The organism is Candidatus Woesearchaeota archaeon (assembly GCA_030651135.1).
Lineage (GTDB): Archaea > Nanobdellota > Nanobdellia > Woesearchaeales > JACPBO01 > JACPBO01.
On the sequence record JAUSCS010000006.1, the window covers coordinates 389,772 to 409,659 of the forward strand.

At 38.3% G+C, this 19,888-nt stretch carries 32 protein-coding genes and 1 pseudogene; 8 read left to right on the plus strand and 25 right to left on the minus strand.

Going from position 1 to position 19,888, the window contains the following annotated elements:
• Nucleotides 1-6 precede the first annotated feature (6 nt).
• The 13 genes and pseudogenes from rplX to Q7J54_02315 form a co-directional block, all read right to left on the minus strand.
• Nucleotides 7-375: pseudogene (gene rplX / locus Q7J54_02255) on the minus strand (50S ribosomal protein L24).
• A 17-nt stretch (nucleotides 376-392) separates the two neighbouring features.
• Nucleotides 393-794: a 50S ribosomal protein L14 gene (locus tag Q7J54_02260; protein ID MDO8740379.1), complete on the minus strand. Its 402-nt coding sequence runs from the start codon at nucleotides 792-794 to the stop codon at nucleotides 393-395.
• Nucleotides 781-1,125, minus strand: coding sequence for a 30S ribosomal protein S17 (locus Q7J54_02265; protein ID MDO8740380.1), 345 nt, complete (start codon nucleotides 1,123-1,125; stop codon nucleotides 781-783). The genes Q7J54_02260 and Q7J54_02265 overlap by 14 nt, the downstream gene beginning before the upstream one ends.
• A 19-nt stretch (nucleotides 1,126-1,144) precedes the next feature.
• Nucleotides 1,145-1,453: a translation initiation factor gene (locus tag Q7J54_02270; GenBank protein MDO8740381.1), complete on the minus strand. Its 309-nt coding sequence runs from the start codon at nucleotides 1,451-1,453 to the stop codon at nucleotides 1,145-1,147.
• 3 nt (nucleotides 1,454-1,456) lie between these two features.
• The gene (rpmC, locus tag Q7J54_02275; GenBank protein ID MDO8740382.1) at nucleotides 1,457-1,654 is read right to left on the minus strand and encodes a 50S ribosomal protein L29; all 198 of its coding nucleotides are present in this window, start codon (nucleotides 1,652-1,654) and stop codon (nucleotides 1,457-1,459) included.
• The gene (locus Q7J54_02280) at nucleotides 1,644-2,456 is read right to left on the minus strand and encodes a 30S ribosomal protein S3 (protein MDO8740383.1); all 813 of its coding nucleotides are present in this window, start codon (nucleotides 2,454-2,456) and stop codon (nucleotides 1,644-1,646) included. Before Q7J54_02280 ends, rpmC begins: the two co-directional genes overlap by 11 nt.
• Nucleotides 2,453-2,947 (minus strand): 50S ribosomal protein L22, encoded by a 495-nt coding sequence (gene rplV, locus Q7J54_02285; GenBank protein MDO8740384.1) that lies wholly within the window; start codon nucleotides 2,945-2,947, stop codon nucleotides 2,453-2,455. The genes Q7J54_02280 and rplV overlap by 4 nt, the downstream gene beginning before the upstream one ends.
• Nucleotides 2,948-2,961: 14 nt before the next feature.
• Complete coding sequence (locus Q7J54_02290; GenBank protein MDO8740385.1) at nucleotides 2,962-3,345, minus strand: 30S ribosomal protein S19; 384 nt, start codon at nucleotides 3,343-3,345, stop codon at nucleotides 2,962-2,964.
• A gap of 1 nt (nucleotide 3,346) precedes the next feature.
• Complete coding sequence (locus Q7J54_02295; GenBank protein MDO8740386.1) at nucleotides 3,347-4,063, minus strand: 50S ribosomal protein L2; 717 nt, start codon at nucleotides 4,061-4,063, stop codon at nucleotides 3,347-3,349.
• A 10-nt stretch (nucleotides 4,064-4,073) separates the two neighbouring features.
• On the minus strand, nucleotides 4,074-4,334 hold the full coding sequence (locus Q7J54_02300) for a 50S ribosomal protein L23 (protein ID MDO8740387.1): 261 nt from the start codon (nucleotides 4,332-4,334) through the stop codon (nucleotides 4,074-4,076).
• Between the two features lies 1 nt (nucleotide 4,335).
• Nucleotides 4,336-5,127, minus strand: a complete 792-nt coding sequence (rplD, locus tag Q7J54_02305) for a 50S ribosomal protein L4 (protein MDO8740388.1) — start codon at nucleotides 5,125-5,127, stop codon at nucleotides 4,336-4,338.
• Complete coding sequence (locus Q7J54_02310) at nucleotides 5,124-6,098, minus strand: 50S ribosomal protein L3 (protein MDO8740389.1); 975 nt, start codon at nucleotides 6,096-6,098, stop codon at nucleotides 5,124-5,126. Before Q7J54_02310 ends, rplD begins: the two co-directional genes overlap by 4 nt.
• Nucleotides 6,099-6,264: 166 nt before the next feature.
• Complete coding sequence (locus Q7J54_02315) at nucleotides 6,265-7,566, minus strand: DNA primase small subunit domain-containing protein (protein ID MDO8740390.1); 1,302 nt, start codon at nucleotides 7,564-7,566, stop codon at nucleotides 6,265-6,267.
• 52 nt (nucleotides 7,567-7,618) lie between these two features.
• On the opposite strand from Q7J54_02315, the gene Q7J54_02320 reads away from it, so the two are divergent.
• Genes Q7J54_02320 through Q7J54_02330 form a run of 3 tightly spaced genes read left to right on the plus strand, consistent with a single transcriptional unit; the run spans nucleotide 7,619 to nucleotide 9,044 of the window.
• A complete protein-coding gene (locus Q7J54_02320; GenBank protein MDO8740391.1) occupies nucleotides 7,619-7,948 on the plus strand; it encodes a toprim domain-containing protein in 330 nt (109 codons plus the stop codon).
• Nucleotides 7,949-7,970: 22 nt separating this feature from the next.
• Nucleotides 7,971-8,810: a zinc metalloprotease HtpX gene (locus tag Q7J54_02325; GenBank protein ID MDO8740392.1), complete on the plus strand. Its 840-nt coding sequence runs from the start codon at nucleotides 7,971-7,973 to the stop codon at nucleotides 8,808-8,810.
• Between the two features lie 12 nt (nucleotides 8,811-8,822).
• Nucleotides 8,823-9,044 (plus strand): hypothetical protein, encoded by a 222-nt coding sequence (locus Q7J54_02330; GenBank protein ID MDO8740393.1) that lies wholly within the window; start codon nucleotides 8,823-8,825, stop codon nucleotides 9,042-9,044.
• Nucleotides 9,045-9,336: 292 nt separating this feature from the next.
• Here the strand turns inward: Q7J54_02330 and Q7J54_02335 are convergent, their stop codons facing one another.
• From Q7J54_02335 to Q7J54_02350, 4 genes are all read right to left on the minus strand, one after another.
• The gene (locus tag Q7J54_02335; GenBank protein ID MDO8740394.1) at nucleotides 9,337-9,807 is read right to left on the minus strand and encodes a hypothetical protein; all 471 of its coding nucleotides are present in this window, start codon (nucleotides 9,805-9,807) and stop codon (nucleotides 9,337-9,339) included.
• Nucleotides 9,808-9,923: 116 nt separating this feature from the next.
• Nucleotides 9,924-10,115 carry a hypothetical protein gene (locus Q7J54_02340; protein ID MDO8740395.1) on the minus strand — a complete coding sequence of 64 codons (192 nt, stop codon included), beginning with the start codon at nucleotides 10,113-10,115 and terminating at the stop codon, nucleotides 9,924-9,926.
• The gene (locus Q7J54_02345) at nucleotides 10,096-12,366 is read right to left on the minus strand and encodes a hypothetical protein (protein ID MDO8740396.1); all 2,271 of its coding nucleotides are present in this window, start codon (nucleotides 12,364-12,366) and stop codon (nucleotides 10,096-10,098) included. Before Q7J54_02345 ends, Q7J54_02340 begins: the two co-directional genes overlap by 20 nt.
• A gap of 33 nt (nucleotides 12,367-12,399) precedes the next feature.
• On the minus strand, nucleotides 12,400-13,365 hold the full coding sequence (locus Q7J54_02350; GenBank protein ID MDO8740397.1) for an HD domain-containing protein: 966 nt from the start codon (nucleotides 13,363-13,365) through the stop codon (nucleotides 12,400-12,402).
• A 127-nt stretch (nucleotides 13,366-13,492) separates the two neighbouring features.
• Here Q7J54_02350 and Q7J54_02355 point away from each other — a divergent pair, with 127 nt between their 5' ends.
• From Q7J54_02355 to Q7J54_02375, 5 genes are all read left to right on the plus strand, one after another.
• Nucleotides 13,493-14,281: a DUF2080 family transposase-associated protein gene (locus Q7J54_02355; GenBank protein ID MDO8740398.1), complete on the plus strand. Its 789-nt coding sequence runs from the start codon at nucleotides 13,493-13,495 to the stop codon at nucleotides 14,279-14,281.
• Nucleotides 14,263-14,463 carry a hypothetical protein gene (locus Q7J54_02360; GenBank protein MDO8740399.1) on the plus strand — a complete coding sequence of 67 codons (201 nt, stop codon included), beginning with the start codon at nucleotides 14,263-14,265 and terminating at the stop codon, nucleotides 14,461-14,463. Before Q7J54_02355 ends, Q7J54_02360 begins: the two co-directional genes overlap by 19 nt.
• Before the next feature lie 63 nt (nucleotides 14,464-14,526).
• On the plus strand, nucleotides 14,527-14,709 hold the full coding sequence (locus tag Q7J54_02365; protein MDO8740400.1) for a hypothetical protein: 183 nt from the start codon (nucleotides 14,527-14,529) through the stop codon (nucleotides 14,707-14,709).
• Between the two features lie 170 nt (nucleotides 14,710-14,879).
• Nucleotides 14,880-15,197 (plus strand): hypothetical protein, encoded by a 318-nt coding sequence (locus Q7J54_02370; GenBank protein MDO8740401.1) that lies wholly within the window; start codon nucleotides 14,880-14,882, stop codon nucleotides 15,195-15,197.
• Between the two features lie 9 nt (nucleotides 15,198-15,206).
• Complete coding sequence (locus Q7J54_02375) at nucleotides 15,207-15,569, plus strand: HTH domain-containing protein (protein ID MDO8740402.1); 363 nt, start codon at nucleotides 15,207-15,209, stop codon at nucleotides 15,567-15,569.
• Between the two features lie 18 nt (nucleotides 15,570-15,587).
• On the opposite strand, the gene Q7J54_02380 is transcribed toward Q7J54_02375, so the two are convergent.
• The 8 genes from Q7J54_02380 to Q7J54_02415 are packed head-to-tail and all read right to left on the minus strand — an operon-like array spanning nucleotide 15,588 to nucleotide 19,887.
• Nucleotides 15,588-16,943: an MBL fold metallo-hydrolase gene (locus Q7J54_02380; GenBank protein ID MDO8740403.1), complete on the minus strand. Its 1,356-nt coding sequence runs from the start codon at nucleotides 16,941-16,943 to the stop codon at nucleotides 15,588-15,590.
• Nucleotides 16,940-17,230: a hypothetical protein gene (locus Q7J54_02385; GenBank protein ID MDO8740404.1), complete on the minus strand. Its 291-nt coding sequence runs from the start codon at nucleotides 17,228-17,230 to the stop codon at nucleotides 16,940-16,942. The genes Q7J54_02380 and Q7J54_02385 overlap by 4 nt, the downstream gene beginning before the upstream one ends.
• Nucleotides 17,227-17,850, minus strand: coding sequence for a hypothetical protein (locus tag Q7J54_02390; GenBank protein ID MDO8740405.1), 624 nt, complete (start codon nucleotides 17,848-17,850; stop codon nucleotides 17,227-17,229). Before Q7J54_02390 ends, Q7J54_02385 begins: the two co-directional genes overlap by 4 nt.
• On the minus strand, nucleotides 17,832-18,440 hold the full coding sequence (locus tag Q7J54_02395) for a hypothetical protein (GenBank protein MDO8740406.1): 609 nt from the start codon (nucleotides 18,438-18,440) through the stop codon (nucleotides 17,832-17,834). The genes Q7J54_02390 and Q7J54_02395 overlap by 19 nt, the downstream gene beginning before the upstream one ends.
• Complete coding sequence (locus Q7J54_02400; protein MDO8740407.1) at nucleotides 18,437-19,129, minus strand: HAD-IA family hydrolase; 693 nt, start codon at nucleotides 19,127-19,129, stop codon at nucleotides 18,437-18,439. The genes Q7J54_02395 and Q7J54_02400 overlap by 4 nt, the downstream gene beginning before the upstream one ends.
• Complete coding sequence (locus tag Q7J54_02405; GenBank protein ID MDO8740408.1) at nucleotides 19,126-19,287, minus strand: hypothetical protein; 162 nt, start codon at nucleotides 19,285-19,287, stop codon at nucleotides 19,126-19,128. The genes Q7J54_02400 and Q7J54_02405 overlap by 4 nt, the downstream gene beginning before the upstream one ends.
• On the minus strand, nucleotides 19,284-19,487 hold the full coding sequence (locus tag Q7J54_02410) for a hypothetical protein (GenBank protein ID MDO8740409.1): 204 nt from the start codon (nucleotides 19,485-19,487) through the stop codon (nucleotides 19,284-19,286). Before Q7J54_02410 ends, Q7J54_02405 begins: the two co-directional genes overlap by 4 nt.
• Nucleotides 19,465-19,887 carry a hypothetical protein gene (locus Q7J54_02415; protein ID MDO8740410.1) on the minus strand — a complete coding sequence of 141 codons (423 nt, stop codon included), beginning with the start codon at nucleotides 19,885-19,887 and terminating at the stop codon, nucleotides 19,465-19,467. Before Q7J54_02415 ends, Q7J54_02410 begins: the two co-directional genes overlap by 23 nt.
• Nucleotide 19,888 lies beyond the last annotated feature (1 nt).

The following is a 19,888-nucleotide window of genomic DNA, read 5'->3' on the forward strand; positions in this document are numbered from 1 at the left end:
TATTTTCTTTCTTTCCAGTATCTCCTTTCTTCTTTTATCTTCAAGGTTTAATTCTGTTATCATTAAATTTGAAGGGTGTATGGGGTATTGTGTTTTTGAGCCGTCTCTTTTCAATATATCGATTCCGGCAATGTATGCCCTTTCTTTTTTCACGTCAACTCTTTCTACCTTTCCTTCTTTTTTCTTAAACTGTCCAATCATGATTTTCACTTTATCGCCCGTTCTCAGCCTTATGCCTCTCCTATTGTAGGCTTTTCTTAGCTCCTTAGATAAATGTGCAGCCAGGAATTTTCCTTTTATGTGGAGCGGAGCATTAGCCCTGTATTTACGCTGCTTCCTTGGCTGCTTGCTGCTCTTCCATGATTTTGAAAACATTTTTTAATTCTCCATTATTACGCTACAATCGTCGCTATCTTTGCGACCATTGGCCACCTTTCTACAATCTCTTTTGCAATAGGCCCCTTAAGCAAAGTTCCTTTTGGATTTCCTTTTTCATCCTTTAAAACAACAGCCGCATTGTCTTCGAATTTTACCCTTAGCCCATCAGGCCTTCTGTACTCTTTTCTCTGCCTTACTATGACGGCATACACGACCTGTTTTCTCATTTCCGGCTTGCCCCTTTTAACTGATGCCAGTATTAGGTCAGCAACGCCAGCGCTTACACGCCTTCCTTTGGTATTTTTTGTATTTATCACTGAAACTACCTTGAGCAGCTTGGCTCCCGAGTTGTCGCATACGTCTACAGAAGAGCCTTGCTGAAGCCCCCTATTGACCCTTGCTTTAAGCGCTTGCATTCTTCTCAACCTTCTCGATTATTACAAATTTTTTTGTTTTGCTTATTGGCCTGCATTCAACAATCTTCACAACATCGCCTTCTTTTGCGTCTATGCAAGGAGGATTGTGAACCCTTATCTGCGTTCTCCTTTTTTCATATCTTTCATATTTTTTTATCAGCACACGCCTTTCCCATTCTACTGTGGCGGATTTATTGGATTTTGCAGCAATGACACTGGCTGTGAAAATCCTGCCTCTTGCTTTTAGGCTGCCGTGAAAAGGGCAATGCCTATCATCGCATGTTTTTTCCGGTGATTTTACTTTGATTCCTATGTTTTTGCTTTTATCCATTTCGACCTTTATAAGTGTCTTATTGCACTTCGATTGTTTCTGGCGCGAATCCCAAACGAACCAATGCTTCCTTTACCTTTTGCTTGTGGTCTCCCTGAAGTTCAACCTTTCCGCGTTTTATTGTTCCGCCGCAGGCAAACTGGCTTTTTAGGTTCTTGATCAGCTCTTTCATGTCGATTTCTTTGCTGTCAACGCCCTCAATCACTGTATACACCTTATTGAATTTCTTCTTCTCCAGTGCCACTATTATTTTCTGGGTTTCTTTAGCTATTGTTTCGCAGACGCAAAGTTCTTTCGGCAATCCGCACTTAGAGCATATTTCGCTCATTCGTTATTTCTTAACCTCCTTGGTTTTCAATATTGTTTTTATTCTTGCAATTGTTTTTTTAATGCCTTTTATCTGGCCCGGGTTCTTTATTATTGTCCCCATTGCAACCTGTGAATTTAATTTCATGAGTTCTTTTCTTATTTCATTGCTCTTCTCTTTCAAATCAGCTTCACTCATTAACTTCAGCTCTTTAAATTTCATTTTCTACCTTCGGTTTTTCTTCTTGTGATTCTTGAAAATCTTTTGCATTCCCGGAGCCATCCCCATTCTGCGGCTTTTTCTTTCTTCCCCTTGGCTTTTTTGGTTCTGCTGTTTTTTGCTCTTGGATTTTTTCAGCACCTGCCTCTGTTTCTTTCATTTCGCTTTTTTCTTCAGCTTTCTTTTCCCCGGCTTCCGCCTCTTCACTCAGTACCCTGAATTTTATTTTGTCAGGCAGCACCATATCAGGCGGCATTATTCTGACCTGCACGCCTATTATTCCTGATTTCAGCTGTGCCTGCGCGTATGCCTTCTTTATGCCGGATATTGCAGCATCTCCGCATTTCTTCAGATAACCCATGTAAAATCTCCATCTTTTCGCGCGAGCGCTCGGTAATTTTCCTGAAATCAGTATTTCAATGCCTAGTGCGCCGGCGCCCATCACTTCCATCATTGTTTTGTGGCCGACAGCCTTGAACTTGTTGGCGCCAAACACTTCGAGCGCATTTGCGATCCTCTCGGCAACAATCTGCGGATCAAGGAATATGTTTTCAACCTCTGAAATCTCGATCTGAGGATTTTCCAGATTGAACTTCTTCTTCAGGTTTTTAGTCAGCTTCTTAATATTTGCGCCTTTTTTGCCTACAATCAGGCCGGGCCTTGATGCAAATATTATTATCTTCTCGCCCAAAGGCGTGCGCACCATTTTTGTATGGCTGTGCCCCACTTTGCTCAGATTCTGACCTATAAACTCCTGAATCTGGAATTCCTTTATCCTGTCATTGATTATTTTTCTCTCAATCATCTTCTTGCCATGTGCCTCATTCTTTTGAACGGCCTGAATACCTTCTTTATTTCTTTCGGAGTTCCGCTTTCCAAAACAATCTCGATATGAGCTCTCTTCATGTGCCTTCTTCTTTTTCTTCCATAGTGCCACTGCTTGGCTGCTCTTTGCGGAACAATGCTTTTTATGAAAAGGTCTTTTCCCAGCCCCTTAAATACAGCATTCGCTTCTGCTGCTTTCAGCGTTTCAAGTATATTTTCGCATGTCTTTACAGGAAACCTTCCTGGGCCGATATTTTTTCTGTGAGCAAGATCCTGCTGGAATTTTCTGTAAGGAACAGCTTCCTTTTTTTCGATCACATCCATCAGAGTCTTCTTTGCTTTTTCAACAGTTTTGTTTCTTATCAGATTGCAGACTTCCACTGAATGTTTTAGCGAAGCTGGCAAGTCTCTTCCGACTGCCTTTGCATTTTTCTCGTTTTCAATTTTTGAAGCGTATTTGTATTTTGCCATTAGCGTATTTGTGTTTATTTCACTGATAAGCTCGCGGATGATTTTGTTGCCCCGATTCCAGGAGCGCCATGCTGCACTTTTTTTCTTGTCTGGGCAAATTCACCAAGAGAATGCCCGAGCATCTCATCCTGTATTACTACCGGAACGAATTCCTTTCCGTTGTGGATTTTTATCATCATTCCAAACATCTCAGGCAGCACAAGCATATTCCTGCAGTGAGTTTCTATATTGGGCTCATTTTTTCTTATTTTTTCAAGCAGTTTTTTCTGGCTGTCTGTAAAGCCGCGCTTTATAGTTCTTCTCGGCCTTGAGGGCAGTATCTGCGCCAGCTCATTCAGGCTCATTCTTTTCAATTCTTCAGTTGTTTTTCCTCTGTAAGTGAAATCTTTCTTAACCATATTACCTCTTGTGCCTTCCCGTTCTCTTGGCTGCTATCAATCCAACCTTTCTTCCAGGAGGGGCATTTCTCGAAACAGTAGATGGCTTGTTCTTCTTTGATGACCTGCTTCCGCCGAATGGGTGATTGACTGCATTCTGCGCAATTCCTGAAATCTTCGGATAAAGCTTGTTTCTTGCTCTCTTCCAGTAAAATCTGCCTCCTGCTTTTATAAAAGGCTTGTCAACCCTTCCGCTGCCGGCAACTATGCCAACGCTTGCCCTGCAGTTGAAGTGAAATAATTTTTCCTTCTTTGAAGGAAGCTGCACCAAAACATGATTTTTTATTTTTGAAAGTATTTTTGCGGATGCGCCTGATGCCCTGCAAAATTTTCCTCCGTCTCCAGGGATTACTTCTATGTTATATATAGATGTTCCCTCAGGGATGTCTTTTAAGCTCATTATGGCTCCTGGTTTTACCTCAGCTGCCTGGCCAACCTGTATCATATCATTCACCCTTACGCCTTCTGGCGCAATATTATGGCCGTCTTTTCCGTTGTCATATTTTATTTTCAATAAGGGCCCTGAGTGGCCGCTTGAATGGATTATATCTGTTATTTTTCCTCCAGTAATATTTTCAGAGAGCGGCAGGTACTTAATATCTCCTTCATAGCGAAATGCTGGCGCCCTGTAAGTTGAGCTTCCCTTTCCCCGCTTTTGCTGAATTAGATTCTTTCCCATTTTGCCTCAATCACATAAGCCCGAGCTTTGTTGCAACATTTATTGCTGGATTTTCCCTATTGAACTTGATATATGCCTTTTTCTTCCCATCCGGGCCAATAAGCGTGCTAACATCATCAACCTTGACCTTGAACATCTCTTCAATTGCCTTTTTTATCTCCGCTTTTTTTGCCTTTCTATCTACAACAAAAACTAGCTTGTTCTCTGAATCCATCAGCCGTATCGATTTTTCTGTCGACAGCGGGTATTTGATTATTTGGTCTGTTTCCATTTTACATGAATAATTTATTTTTATCAAACTCATCTATTGCAGCTTCTGTGAATAATACTATCCTCGGCCTTATTCCCGGCGCCAATAATTCTGCATTTATGTTTCTCACTTCAGCTATATCTGATCCTAAAATGTTATTTGCTGCGCTCATCAGCTCGCATTTTTTTGAAACGACAAAAAGCACGCTTTTCTTTGTTCTGTATTTTCTGCCGCGCATTTTTCCCTTGCCCGCTCTTATTGTCCTTTCTTCTGCTCTTTCAAGCTCATTTGAAAAGCCAAGCTTGATTAATGCCTCGATGACATCTTTTGTCTTCTTTAATGATTCGAATTTTGTTTCAATTATGAATGGATAATTTTCAGGAACATGTTTCACAAATTCTTTGCTCATAACAGCAGCCAATGCAGATCTTATCGCTTTTCTGTTCTCCTTTTTGTTTACTTTTTTTGTCCAGTCTTTCGAAGGCTTTGGCGGATGCGCCCTTCTTCCGCCTACAGTTCCTGGAGCAACTGCTCCAACCCAATTCCACCTGGAGCCCTTTCCGCTCATTATCTTTCTCGGCACTCTTGAAATTCCTATGCCATAAGATCCCTTGTAATCTCTTCTTCTTCTTGACAGCTTTCCCACTGCCCGCTGCCCAGCTTCAAATTTAGCTCCATAAGGCTGTCTTTTATTTGCCTGTATTGCAAGCACTGCCCTGCCTATCAGATCAAATCTTACAGGCTCATTAAACTGCTGCGGCAATTCCTTTTTGCCAATTTCATTATTGGTTAAGCTCAATATTGGAACTTTCATTTCATAATCACTCTTTCGATTTCAAATGACTCTTTTGCTGCTCCCGTGGTCGGCTTCAATGCACGAGTCAAAAGCAGGATTCGTTTGGCAGGCCCCATAATAGAACCTTTGACTAAAACATAATCATTATCAATCAACCCATATCTTAAAAATCCGCCTCTGGGGTTTATTGTCTTATCATCCGATATTTTCAGCAGCATTTTGTTGTATTCTGTCCTTTGATGAAATCCCATTTTTCCGGCATGCGCAACTCTCCACATGAAATGCTGCTGGCCCATCCATCCGCCTAATGATCCTGGCCCTCTTTTTGTTTTTTCTGCCTTGTGCGACCTTAAATTTACTCCGAATCTTTTTACCGGGCCCTGATAGCCCTTGCCTTTTGTAACAGCATGAATGTCAACCAGCTGGCCATCTTTAAAAACATCGCTTATCCTTATCTCTTTATTTATGTGCTCCTTGATCCAATTGAATTTGTCCTGCAAACTTCCACCCAAAGCAAGCTCAAAAACATCAGGCTTCTTTTTTCCAATGCCTGTTAATTTCGGCTGCGTGTAAACAAGCGCTTTTACATCAACATAGTCGTTGATATTGATATTCTCAATAGCAGTTTTCTGTTCTTTTTTTGGAAAAGGAATTTTTCTTCTCAGTTCCTTGTCAAGTGATTTTGATAAGATTTGTGTAGATGGGGCAATGCCATATCCGAATTTTCTGTATAGAACAACTGAAGCAATCTTGATCGGAGGGCATTCAACAATTGTTATTGGCACAGATATCTTCTCGCCCTTTGTCATCGCATCAGGCGTGTTGTTGGTTGCTGTAGCATGAGCCATGGCCACTTTATATCCTGCAAATCCTGCAGGTTTTGCATCGCTGGGCAAAGACCAAGTCCTGACTCTAGCTAAAATTCTTCTGGCCCTTTTCCTCGGCCAAAACTGCAAGCTTCCCCTTCTCGGCGCATGTGCTCTAGGCATTTGACTGTTCCATCTATTTGTTTTAGTTTATTATTAAAAAAGCCTTTTTGCAGAGCCTTTTCTTAGAATACGTGTTATTAAACTCGTACTGAAAAGACCCCTTTTCAGGCTTGTTTTTAATATTTAAATTCAATATTTAAATATACGTTCAGAATAAGGGAGTTATTTATAAAGGTTGCTCTTTTTTATCTCTGCTCACATATCTTGCCCTCTTCTTTGCATAATTCACTGGATTCTTTATAGTCTTGCATAGCTCATCAGGCTTGCACACCCCGATATCGAGATAATATCCCTTATTTATGCAGTTCGGCGGCAGTATCTTCTTTTTCTGCTGTTTGTGATACCTCACTTGGCCGATAAGATACACCTCTCTCAGTTCTTCCCTGTTGTTTTTGTTCCATTTTCTCAGCAATTCTTCTATCTTTTCATAATCCCAGCCAGCAGATGTCAAAAAATTAACCAAAACAAAAAGCGACCTTTTTCTTCCATCTTCCACTCCCTTTAATATGAGTTTTATGCACGGCGGAAAGAACTGCTCTGGAATTGCCGTTGTTATTTCTTCGAACTTTCTCCCTGTTTTTTCCATTTGCTCTTCTTTTTTAATGCCAAAATCAAATGCCTGCACTATAAGGCTTTTAGCTTCTCCATTTTCCGCATTTGTTTTATCTAAAAACCTAAAATTTGAAACCTTGACATTTTCAGGCTTTGCTTCTTCTTTGTCGAATTCCAGTATTTTATCAGGATCAACTGGAACAGAAATCAATCCTGATTTTTCATTGAAGCAGTAAGGCATTCTGAAGAGGTGCCGTGATGAAATAAGTAAAGTGTCGATTTTTATTATTTCAAACGGATTGAAAACATTATTTTTGACAAGATCCTTGTAGCTTTTTTTTGTCTGCTTTGCAACTTCGTTGATGTCATATTTTTTGAGCATTGCTTTTGCAAGAGGTGATTTTATCATCTCCTCGAGATAAAGCGCCATTTTTCTCGGCCCATCGGGAAACAATGTTTTTGTATCCTGATTCTGCACCTTCTCAGGAAATGATTCAAATGGAAGTGCAATATGAAATCCGTGATTCCCTGAGAATTTTACATTGACATTTTTTATGCCGTGGTGTTTTATCGCCTTTACAACCAAATCAGCCGCTATCTTGCTGTAATCCAGCATTTCACAGTCAATATCAATAACTAAATCCCATCCGATTCTTAGCTTATCCAGATCGCTTCTTTTCAAAGTCGGCTCTAGCTGCAAAGGATTCTTCCACAGCTCTTCAGATGCATGAAAGCTTGTAGCTCCCTGCTTCACAAGTTCAATTACATCGCTTGCGTAATTCAATGCATCAGGCCTTTTTCCAAATCCCTTATCGCTGAATTTTACAGCTACCTCTCGGTCTTTCGACAGTCTTATTATTTCTCTCTGTATTTCAGGCCTTTTATAGTAATTGAACAGCGCTATTGGATCTATCATGCTTCCCCTAATTTGCAGTATATTTATATATATTATTAATCTTATGCTTTTTATGGAAGATTTAAATGAATGGGTGGAAAAAATAAATGACGATGGCTCTTTGATCATTGTCGAGGGCATAAAGGATAAAAAGGCATTGGAGGAGATTGGGGTTAAAAACAAAATAATGATGTTGAGCAAAAAGCCCATATTCTCAGTCATAGAAGATGCTTCTGCCAATAAAAAAGCAGTCATACTGACTGATCTCGACAAAGAAGGAAAAAAGCTTTATGGGATATTGAAGGATGGCCTTTCAAGGCACGGCGTTGTAGTTGACAACAAATTCAGGGAATTCCTGTTCAGGGAAACCAAGATAAGGCAGATTGAAGGGTTAACTTTATAAATAAAAAGATAATTATTCTTTTATGGGGTTTTTCAACCAGTTCAAAACCGCAATCTTATTAGGTATTTTAGCAGCCATTCTCATCTGGATCGGCTCTTTTTTTGGAACGCAGGGATTGGTCATTGGCTTTGCATTTGCAGTTCTCATTAATGTATTGACGTACTTCTTTTCAGACAAGCTTGTTCTTTTAATGTATCAGGCAAAGCCTGCTTCTAAAAAAGAATATCCTGAACTGCATTCAATAGTTGAAGAAATTTCACATAAGGCAGGAATCCCAAAGCCAAAAGTTTACATTATCCAGAATGAAAGCCCGAATGCATTTGCAACAGGCAGGAATCCTAAAAATGCAGTTGTTGCATGCACCACAGGAATTTTAAAATTATTGAATAAGGAAGAATTAAAAGGAGTTATTGCCCATGAAATATCACACGTCAAAAACAGGGATATCTTGATTGCAACAATAGCGGCAACAATTGCTGCTGTGATATCTTATCTTGCAATGATGGCAAGGTATGCAGGAATGTTTGGCGGAAGCCGCGACAGGGATAACGGCAGAATGTTTGAATTGCTTGTTTTAGGGATTTTAACTCCAATAATTGCAACATTAATACAATTGGCGATTTCAAGGTCAAGGGAATACATTGCAGATTCATCTGCTGCAAAAACAATCGGATCAGGAACAGGATTGGCATCTGCATTGGAAAAGCTGAAAGAAGGAGTTAAAAAAGTTCCGTTCAGGAATGCGAACAAGGCTACAATGTCCTTATTCATTGTAAATCCTCTTTCAGCCCAGGGATTTTTAAATTTATTTTCTACTCATCCGCCATTGGATGAGAGGATCAGTAGACTAAAGAAACTATAGGGGTGGTTAAAAATGGGTTTAGTAGCAACAGGAACAGTGGACAATGTTGTTGATGCAGAAAAAGAGGCTATAGCAAACCAAATAGAAATATGTAAAACTGGCGAAATAGATTTGGCAGAAGTCTATAAAGGCAATCCAACAAGATATTGTAAATTCACCCAATTTTCTTGCGAACATGGTGAGGGAAAAGTACAGACTGCATCAGGCTACAGAAGATATTGCACAAGATCCTAAACCATTTAAAAATAAAGAGGGGCAGGCAGATTCCTCCAGATGATTTGCTTGGTGATATGAGGGGATTATTTGATTAATCTGTTGACGCCGCTTATTTAATAATTGTTACATGAATCGCAGAATCCAGTTCTTCAGCTTCTAAATTAGCGCAGGAAATACGGGATTGCCTGCTTTCCTTTGCTTCAATCAGCAGCACTTCATCATATGTGATATGAGGGAATGGTCACATCAAATGAGCGAAGCAATATATTAAGAACAAGAATTAAAGGGCAGTTTTCCATTTTAATAGTTATTATCTGCTATGAACAATTTTGTTAATTCCACTTTGAATAACTCCTATGCAAATTGGAGAAAGTATTGGTAAAGTCAAAAGACTAAAATATGGGATTACACCAAGTATTCTATTTGTTAAAATAAGACCTTTGGGAACTTCGTGTTTTATATTTCTTAATTTTAATTGTAAATTTATCCTATCAACAAGTCGCAACCAGAAAACGAATTGCCAATATAAGTTAAAAAAAGGTATGAACATAAAACCTATTGCTCTTCCAGCTGAAAAATCATTTTGTTTAATCTTTGGAAATTTGGAATGTGCAATACCATAATAAATAAGTGAAAAAAGTCCAAGAGTAAAAATATGTAACAAAACAGCACCTGCGACAGGAAAATCTTTAAGTGCCGTTCGCATGAATTCTTTTTTATCGTCAGATTTAATTTTACTTAAATCAAAAAATTCAGAATAAATATCTTCATAATTGTTCATACTATTTAACATATAAATGGGCTAATTTATAAATATATCGAAAGGAAAGGCAGCGCTGGCTTGTTTATTGCCCCTTATTGTGGTGATTGCAATATTCTTGTTTTTTATATTTCGCATTATAATGGGCTTGTTTTATCTGTTCTGAGCTTTATCTCAAATATGTGCATCTGCATAATATATGTTGTTGATGCATCTGTAAATGCTGGAGCACCAATAGTTGCCGCAGTTAATGGTAAATCTTTAATGTAGAATATATGCCGTGCAAAAAAGATGTCTGAGTTACACTGGTTACCAATCAGGCAGTTCATCTGTGGCAAGATCAGTTGTTATCCGATGAATTGTAGGTAGTTCATCTAGATTTGTTGTATATCTGGTGGTGTATATGTCACTTTCATCACCCAGTTCCCAACTTGCATAAAAAACAACCTGGCTTCCATCAGGTGAGTAACGCGGATTATAACAACCCACTAGTGGCGTGATTCTTTGAACATTTGACCCGTCACTGCTATTCATTCTATACATGGCCTGTATCCCATTTCGTGAAGAGTGAAACATAATCTCAGTTCCATCAGGAGAAAAGTCCGGTGATTCATTAACTTCATCAGTGCTGTTTGAAAATGTCAACTTTCGCCAATAGCTTCCCCTGCTATCCATTGTCCAGATGTCAATCTTGTCATATTGCCTTAAAACACATGCAATCTTATCTTCAGTTGGAGACCAAGTTGGTTGCGAAGGATATATTGTGTCAGGATAAATGGCGGCAGAAACAATTGTCGTGATAGATTTGGTGCCTGCATCTATTATGCGCAGATCGCAATTCCCTTCTACGCCTGAAAAATATACAATTTTTTTTCCATCAGGAGACCATCCGCCAGGAACATTATCCCTTACACCGCTAACAGCGTCATATGTAAGGCGTGTTTTATTGCTTCCATCAACATTCATAACATATAATTCCAATGTTAATGGATTCTCTTCTTCAGAGGCATAGGCAATTTGAGTGTAATCGGGAGACCATACAGCACCCCCATCACCTACGCTGTTATTCGTCAATTGCTCAAGCTCGCTTCCATCAGAATTAACCTTGTGTATTTCATAATCGCCATCACGATTGGATGTAAAAAGAATTTTCCCCTCACCCGAGATAATTGTTGAAGCATTTAAAAAATTAATAACCCAATCAAAACATCCACCCGACTGAGCAACAAGATCGCCATGGTTTGTGCCGTCTTTTGTATATGATTCAATTGACTCCGGAGTTTCTCTTTGAATCGGACTGCCGTCATCAATATGAACGCTGCTTACAGGAACAAGCCCATCATCATCTCCTGCAATCCACCAACTGTCAGAATTGCCCGCCACTGTGCAGTATTTGGCGCTTATGCCTCCGATGTTTGTATTCAAGTCATTTAATAAATACGAGCTTCCTTCTAAAAGATCTTTGGCACCGGGCGACCATGGCGGCGTTATTGCAGCCAGAAAAGCGACAATGCCGTGCATTCTCTGGTTAAATGCATTCTCGTAAGCGCCAGCAGGCACTCCTTCATTTGGCGCGCCAAGCGCAGCCAACTTTCTTACACGGCTCTGATTCCTTCTTGCGTAATCTCTCGCTAAAACCCCACCCATACTGTGCGCAACAATATCAAATTCAAATTTTGGATTCAGGGCATTTACTTTTCCCTCAAGTGTTGCAACATTTGTTCTGGCATTTTTGCCGCTCGGATAGTCGAATGCCCAGATTCTTCCGCCATATATACTCTTCAAGTAAGACCTTAGCGTCGTTGTATCGGAATCTGTTCCGAATGCCCTCAATGTGCTATCAGTAAAGCCATGTATAAGCAAGCATACGGGATCAGCAGAATCAAGATCTGTTTGGGTAAAGTTATTTGTATCAAGATTTGCAGTCTGCACCAGATTCGGGATTGAAGCAGTGCTGCATTCTATGCGGTCCATCGCCTGATTATACGAATATGAAATAGTCATAAGGTCTTTAACAGGATCAAGAGTCATATTATCCATGCTGAACGTATCACTATTGCGGTTGTAGATTATTCCCACAAGGCTGTCTAGGAAATCTTGTGTGCTGAGGCTTTCAAGTGTTTTAGATTTTGTCTTGGATGAAGACTGCGAGAAAGGCAGAGTAATATAGATTTCTGAATTCAAGGAGGAGTTATTCAAGTCTACATAAAGCACGTCGCTTGTGGCATCTACACCCTCAACTGTCGGGAATATGTAAGTGGATTTGCCAATTTCTGCAGTAGTATCATACTTTAATGCGCCAGGAGGAATTGTTAGTCCATAATCTTCCATTTGTAATGTGGCACCTTCTTCTGCTTTGACAAATGCGCTTACGCTTGTTTCACTGCCTCCGCCACCACCATTACCGCTGCTTCCACCTCCGCCTCCTCCACCGCAGCCTATTGCAAAGCCAATAGCGCTCAAAAGAAAAGTTCCCGCAATTATTCTTTTTTTAACATCCTCTGACAAATTGGAAAAGAAATTGTGAATACCCCGGCCAACACCACTAATATCCCCTATTCTTTTTTCGAGACTTTTCATATCAACATATTCCGCCATAAGTCATATATAAATTTATCTCAAATACACATTCCCGAAATCCTTATGGTAGAAATAATCATCTTCTGTCTGCGCTGTTTCCTTTATTTCGCGCATCTGCAGAACTTTTGCATCAAGCTCGTCAGCGTAATATATTGTTAATGCTTCTGGGAATGATGGCAGCTTGTTGCTTCCATACTCCCCCATATGCGTTATTATGATGTGCAGGATTTTCAATTTTATTTCTTCCGGAGTTTTTAGCTGCTCCATTGCCTTTAACAGCATCTCAATTCCTATTGTAACATGGCCGAGAAGCATTCCTTTTGTCGATACTTTGATGCTTGTTGTGACAGCGAATTCCTCTAGTTTGCCTATATCGTGCAGGATGGCTCCTGTTATCAAAAGATCCCTGTCCATTCCGTCATGAATCTTAAAAATATCCTCGCACAGCTTTACAACGCTTAATGTGTGTTCCAGCAATCCTCCAACCCATCCGTGATGTATGTACATCGCAGCAGGGCTTTCCCTGAATCGTTTTGCAAAATTTTCATCATTGAAAAAATATTCCAATAGCTTTTTTAATTCCTTGTTTTCTATTTTTCCAACATAACTCATCAGTTCCTTGAACATTTCTTCAATTGGCTTTGAGCTCATCCTTACGAAATCCCTTATATCATACTCGTTTTTTGAAAGGATCTTGATTTTGTTTTCCTCATTCGCAGATATTTCAAATTGGCCTTTCCATTCATTTACTCTTCCCTGCGCTAAAACAACATCATCCGGCTTGATCATATCATAAAGAAATTTTACCTTTGCCTCTTCAGGCGGGCCCCAGTACTTGTACATGATCTCCCTTGAGCTGTCTCCCAGCCTTAATTCAAACTTGTACCCGTTCTTGTAAGGCTCGATCGGCTTTTTGAACTTTACAACAAAGATGTCATTGACTATCTGATCCTGCTTGAAATCTTTTATGAACTGCTTTTTCCTTATTATTTCTGGCATTTTACCCCCTCAATATATGAAAAGTTGACTGGTTATTTAAAGGTTTTCTTAATTATTCAATAATGAAACTAGTAAATTTGGTTTTACCAAAACATTTATATACAGATCGTATATACCATATATACATATGATCCAAACAAGAGTAGTGCAGCAGATAGGGAATGGAGGCCACATCTACCTGCCAAAGGAACTGGTAGGCCAAAAAGTAGCAGTCAATCTGGTGGAAAAAACCATGGAAGACATTGAAGAAGAAATACTGAACATGCTAAAACCGCACCTCAAGCATATAGAGGGAATTTACCTGCACGGATCTTACGCAAGGAATGAGCAAACATCAGGCTCAGATATAGATGTCTTAGTAATAACAGACGGAAAAATAGAGATGAAAAAGAGAGTAAACGAATATGAGATTATTTCTGCTACATCGGAGCAGATAGAAAAAACAATAAACAACAATGCCGTCCTTATACTGCCGATGCTGAAAGAAGCAAAACCAATATTAAATCAGCAATTGATGGAAAAATACAAAAATGAAAAGCTTACGAAGAAAAATACAAGATGGTACATTGAAACAACAGAAAGTTCATTAAAACTTGCCAAGGACTGGATTGCTGATAAAGATATTGGCAGCATTCCCAATATAGTATACCCGCTGATTTTAAGATTAAGAGGGGTATACCTTATTGAATCGCTAATCCATAACAGAGGCTATTCCAATAAAGGCATTATGAATTATTTAATTAAAAAAGGCATCTCTCATGATAAAGCAGAACAGCTTTATAAAATGTACAGGGAACATAGGGATAACAAAACCATTTCTGAAAATGTAGTAAATTACGGAGATATAGAAAGATTATATGATGTAGTTTACAAATATTATTTAGAGGTAAAATCATTATGGGAAAAGCTAAAATAAGAAAGAAAGTAGGAGGGTATGAAAAACAGCTAAAGAAACATATCGGGAAATTCAAAGAAGCAGAATCAAGGGGAGATGTCGGAAGCATGAATTATATGGCTAGGGAAATGAATGATTATCTGAAAAGAATGGTTAAATTAAAATCCAGATTATTGCCTAAAAAGAAAAACAAAAAGGCATAATTGCGCTTGTCCCTAAAAGTACCTATGGGAACCTTTAAATATAAGCTCTCATTAATACTGAGTATGGAAACAAAACAAGTCAAGTTAACATTGCCAAAGAGCCTGTATGATGAAGGAAACGAGCTGGTCAGGGAATTTGGCTACTCCAATCTGCAGGATCTGACTTTAGAGGGCTTAAGAAAAGAAGTAATGGAGCTAAGAAAACAGCAGGCGTTGATGAATTTAAAAAACATTTTAGATCTGTAAAAGCCAAGCCATTGACAGAAAAGCAAAGGGAAAAAATAGCAGAAGAGTATGTAAAAACAGATACTTCAAAGATATTCAAAGAATACGGTTTGCATTAAGTTCTCGGAAATACGAATGGAAAGCTTTATATATAACCTACGATATCATATATAACATCAGAGGTTATAGTAATGAGCGAACCCATTATTGACCAAGACATTCCATTAGCAGAAGATAAGAGACTAGTAAAGAAATTATGGAAAGTTGACAAAACTGATTATTTCCCGCATGGCTTGGAATTTGCCTATCAGTTTTTGTACTTTAAAGATAACGAGTGGATTCAGGTAGCAAGGATCGATAATCAGCTGCACGAAGGAAAAGCAGGCGTGCATATCCACATTTTAAAAAGAGAAGAAGTTAGATGGGAAGAGTTGACTTTTGAGCAGGCTGAAGAAAAGATACTGGAAATTGGAGAAGGTATAGTTAGAAATATAATAAATAAGATATAGGTGATGAAAATGAAAATCGAAATTGTAGAAAACATAAGGGAAAAGATGAAAATAGACAATAAATATGTCGGGAATATTTTAAAAGGCAAAAAAATAGATGGAAAAAGAGCGGAAAAAACAATAGTCATAACTCCCGAAATATTCTCTAAGATCTTTTCCCCGGAAAGAATAAAATTGATGTTGAAAATAAAAAGAAATAATATAAAAAACATTTACCAATTGGCAAAGCAGCTTAACAGAAAGTATGAGGCAGTTTACAGGGATATCAAGCTTTTGGAAGGCCTTGGGATCATAAAATTGAAAGACAAGGACAGGAAAAAGATCCCCCTTATGGACGAGCCCATTACAATACCTGAATTGGCAGCTTGTTAAAGGGAGAAGCCGCTAATCTCAAATAATTATCTTCTCCCCGTTCTTCACAATCTTAACGTTATTGTGAAACTCTTTAAATGCTTCAGCGTTCTCTGTGTGAATTGGGATCACCATCTTGGGCTTTATCTCAGTTACAATCTTAATAATATCCTGCTTAGAGGCATGGCCTGAGCAATGCGCTTTGTGGAAATTTATTTTAAAATGCTTCATCCAGTTCTCCAGGACAGTTTTCATTTCCTCATTATCTTCCCCTTCAAGAAAATGCTCTGACATGGAATATATGAAATCAGCGTTTTTAGGCTGGATATAGACCAACTCCATCAGCTTGAAGAATCCGAGAAACATGACATATTCTTTTGGGTTTTTCTGGATATCTTTGTATGTGATCATCTTTGAGCAGTATTCCCTTTCCCATTTGTAATAATCTGTATCTTTAAACCCGCAGCTTTTTGAAATCCTGAAATAAATCCTTATATTGGGATCTGTCAGAGGATCCGGGAAATCAACTTTATCCTTCATCTGCGACATGATGTAAGCCAGCCTGGTGTCAACCACCATGATCCTTTTATTATCAACAGCAGCCTTGTAAACAGAATTAAACCTGTCCACATTGGACATTGAAAAATACGCGAAAACAGTGCCTTTTGAATTTTTAACTATCTGGTCAATCTTCTTATTCACTTCCTCTTCAGCCATATTATGCTCTGTTTCATAATTCATCCGCGTTCCTTCGCATAATAGCAGATAAGGCTTTGCTGCAGCGGCTTTTGCAATAAATTCCTCAGTGAATTCTTTTTTGGGACCATGCAGCCTCAAGTCGCCTGTATATGCAATATTCCCTTTTGAAGTTTTAATGATAAAGCCATAAGCTCCCGGAACAGAATGCTCAACATGAATTGGCGTTATCTCAATGTGCTTTATTTTGAATGTTTCGCCTGACTTAAATGTTTTCAGGCTGATATGCTCGCCGTATTTCTGGAACTGGGGATACAGAAACTGGTATATATCGAGCAGCTGTTTGGTGCCATGGCCCATAAAGACAGGAATAGCTGGATCAATAAACTGAATGTGGCTGTTATGGTCTGAATGGGAATGCGATATTACAATTCCATCAACATCGGGCTTTTCATACTTCAGGTCTGCCAGCCTGAGCATATCTTCGCTGTACAGTTTTGGCACTTTCGGTATAAGATCAAACTCAAAATAAACTTCCATCCCATTGGCTGATCTTGGCTCTAAATATTCATAGAAGAAATCTTCCCCGAAATGGAAGCACTGGCCAAAATCAAGATAGATCTTCACTCCTTTGTCTTCCAATAGGATCTTGTTTCCTCCGATCTCTCCTGCTCCTCCGTAAAATGTTAGTGATGTCATTTTAAACTCTTAAGACTTTCTTTAAGCAACCGTTTTTCTATTTTCCAATATTCATGACGATCTACAATGCGATTATTAACTAAATATTCTTCGATTGCCAGTAATCTATGGAGAACTATGTCTAATGTTTGGTTTAGATGTATAATTTCTTGCAGTAAGAACATAGGAGCGGCATTCTTATGAAAATTTGTTCTTGTTTTTATTCCTAAGTCTAACTCCAGATTTCTCCTCTTATTGCTTAACTCATCGATTGATTTTTTCCTTTTAATTTTAACCACCGAATTCATTTATTCAGCCGTAAAAGGTTAATGATGTCTTTTTTATTACGCCAATATTCTATGTCTAAATATACTCTATAATGCCCCTTGCTTCTTGCTATTTTAGTAGCACATTCTTGAAATATTTTACTATTTTCTTTTTCTAACTTTTTTATTGACTCCCACCTAGGTAGTTTTTTATTTGTATGCTTTTTTAACCCCCTAATAACATCTCCGTCTAAAGGAACTTCTAAATAAGGAATAATTTTCAACAGATTGTAATGTTTTGATAGAAAATAATTCATTGAAGCTTGAAAAAGAAATATGTTGATAGCTTTTCTAGCTGCACCAAAATCATCTACTGGAAACTTTACGTTAAGCTCGGAAGTACAATCATCTAATACCTTATTAAATTCGATTTCGTTTTTTATATCAGAGAACCTTTTTAAATCTAATATCTTTAAGTATTCTCTGGCGGTTTCTATCATATTTTTCGCCCCTTGATTTCTAAGACTAGAACCAGTAACTGCAAGTTCTGCAATATACTTCTGGAGTCGCTTAATATCAGGACTTTTTATTTTATCCTTCATTCTAATACTATCTCCAACTCCGCCGTAAAAGGTTAGGGATGTCATTTTATTTTTTCCCATTTATTCTCAAAGCAATCTATATGCGTATTTATAAATCCCTCGCTAGAATCTTCATTACTAGTCTGCTCTTTATATCTTCGAGTATGTTCTTCATGTGGATTCCATTTTTGCACATAATTTTTCCAACTCTCTTTACTTTCGAATATCTTAACACTTCTACGATGTTCTTCTGGTTTATAATTATAAGCTACAGGAGGAATATGCTTTTTAGATTCCTCACTATCGAAAATAAAAAATTTACACGTGTGATCCTCGTCTTCACCAACAAGTACAAGATACTTAAATTTATCAGGGTCAATCTTGCTCCATTCCCAATAAGCTCCTCCTGTTGCTCCTTTTTGTTTACGCGAATACTTGATTTCAATCTTAATATCGGGTTTTAAAAGAATATCATAAGCATACCCTCCGCCAACGTGCTCCACAGGAAAACCTTTTTTTAATAACATGGACAAAACCTTAAATTCTGCATAGTCTCCGCCAAGCGCTTTCGGTATTTTTAGATTCTTTTGTTCATATTTTGATTCGAGTTGTTCAATTTGAGTCAATAGTTCCTCACAGTCGAGATATGATAGTTTAATTGGACTTCTCATTTTTTATCCTCAATCTTTATTTTCTCCACAACTCTCAATATATTTTCAATCTTCTTTATCTCATAATCCGCTTCCACAAATTCTCCCTGCTTGTGCTGATCATACCCGTATCTTGCAAGGCAGGTCTTCATTCCGGCTTCCTTTGCTCCTTTTATGTCTCTTTCAGGCCAGTCTCCGACCATTAAAACATCAGCAGCATCAACATTCAATATTTCCAGCGCCCTCTTAAAAGGAAGCGATGACGGCTTGTGCTCATTTGTATCTTCAAAGCCAACAACAAAATCAAAAAAATCAACCAATCCAGTGGCATCTAATCGCATATATGCCTTTAATTTGGGGGCATCTGTCACAATACCGAGCTTCAGGCCTTTCTCTCTGAGCTTCAATAATGTTTCCTTTGCTTTGGAATAAGGCTTCAGGAATTTGTACTTTGTGATCAAATAAGCATTCAAAGCAGCTGCAAATGTCTTTTCAGAAAAGGCATTGTGATCCTTCAAAAACTCCTGAAAAATTGTTTCGCCTTCGATATCTTTTATATAACGGGAAAACAATTCCTTCTCAGCTTCAACAGGATCCATCTGCAACCCAGCCTTGACCATTGCCTTTGCTGCTGCATCTGACGCTTTCTTCTTGAATTTCATGAAATCAACCAAAGTCATGTCCAAGTCAAACAAAATTGCCTTAATCATTTTTTCAAAACCCTCTTCACCAGCAATATCAATATGGAAAATTCAACCAAAACCAATCCAAGATTGATTTTGCCAAATAGGATCAAAATGCCTGCTGCAATCGAAAGCATCCCTGCTATTATATTGATTATATCTGTGTGTTTATAAATCTTCATCATGTTTGTTTGGCGTTTTGCTTTCTCCAAAGCCAAACTCCAGCTCCAATTAAGGCCATCATCAGTATCGGGATCAAAAACACATAAATGAAAATCCCCAACCCTATGCCTATAAACAGCCACATTCCTGCAGGCGATTTAATGAATTCCTTTAACTTATTTAATATTTCGTTTTTTTGTTCAGTACCTTTCTTCTTTTTCAAAATACTCCTCCTCCAGGTTGCTTTTAAGCGCAAAAGCGCGCCATATTGCTTTAAAGACATTGCTATAGCTTTCACTTTGCTTTTTTATTGGAAAGCGAAGTCCGCCTCTTCCAAAAGAGCAGGATTCCAGTTCAACAGCATATTCTCCTTGTTTCCTGATTACTGCAATAAAAAACACGCCATTTGTAAAAACAATATATTTTTTATCCCAATTTGTGGCATCAACTTCATGAGGCGGGCAGGAAAAATGATTAATAAAATGAGAATCCGCAGTTAAAGTGTCCAATATCTTTAAAATTGTTCTTTTCTTTCCGGGATTTTTCTTTATCATCCTTTTGCAGAACAAAATTAATTTGGGATTCAATCTGTCATGTTCTTTGTTCAGATCAAGATTTTTCATT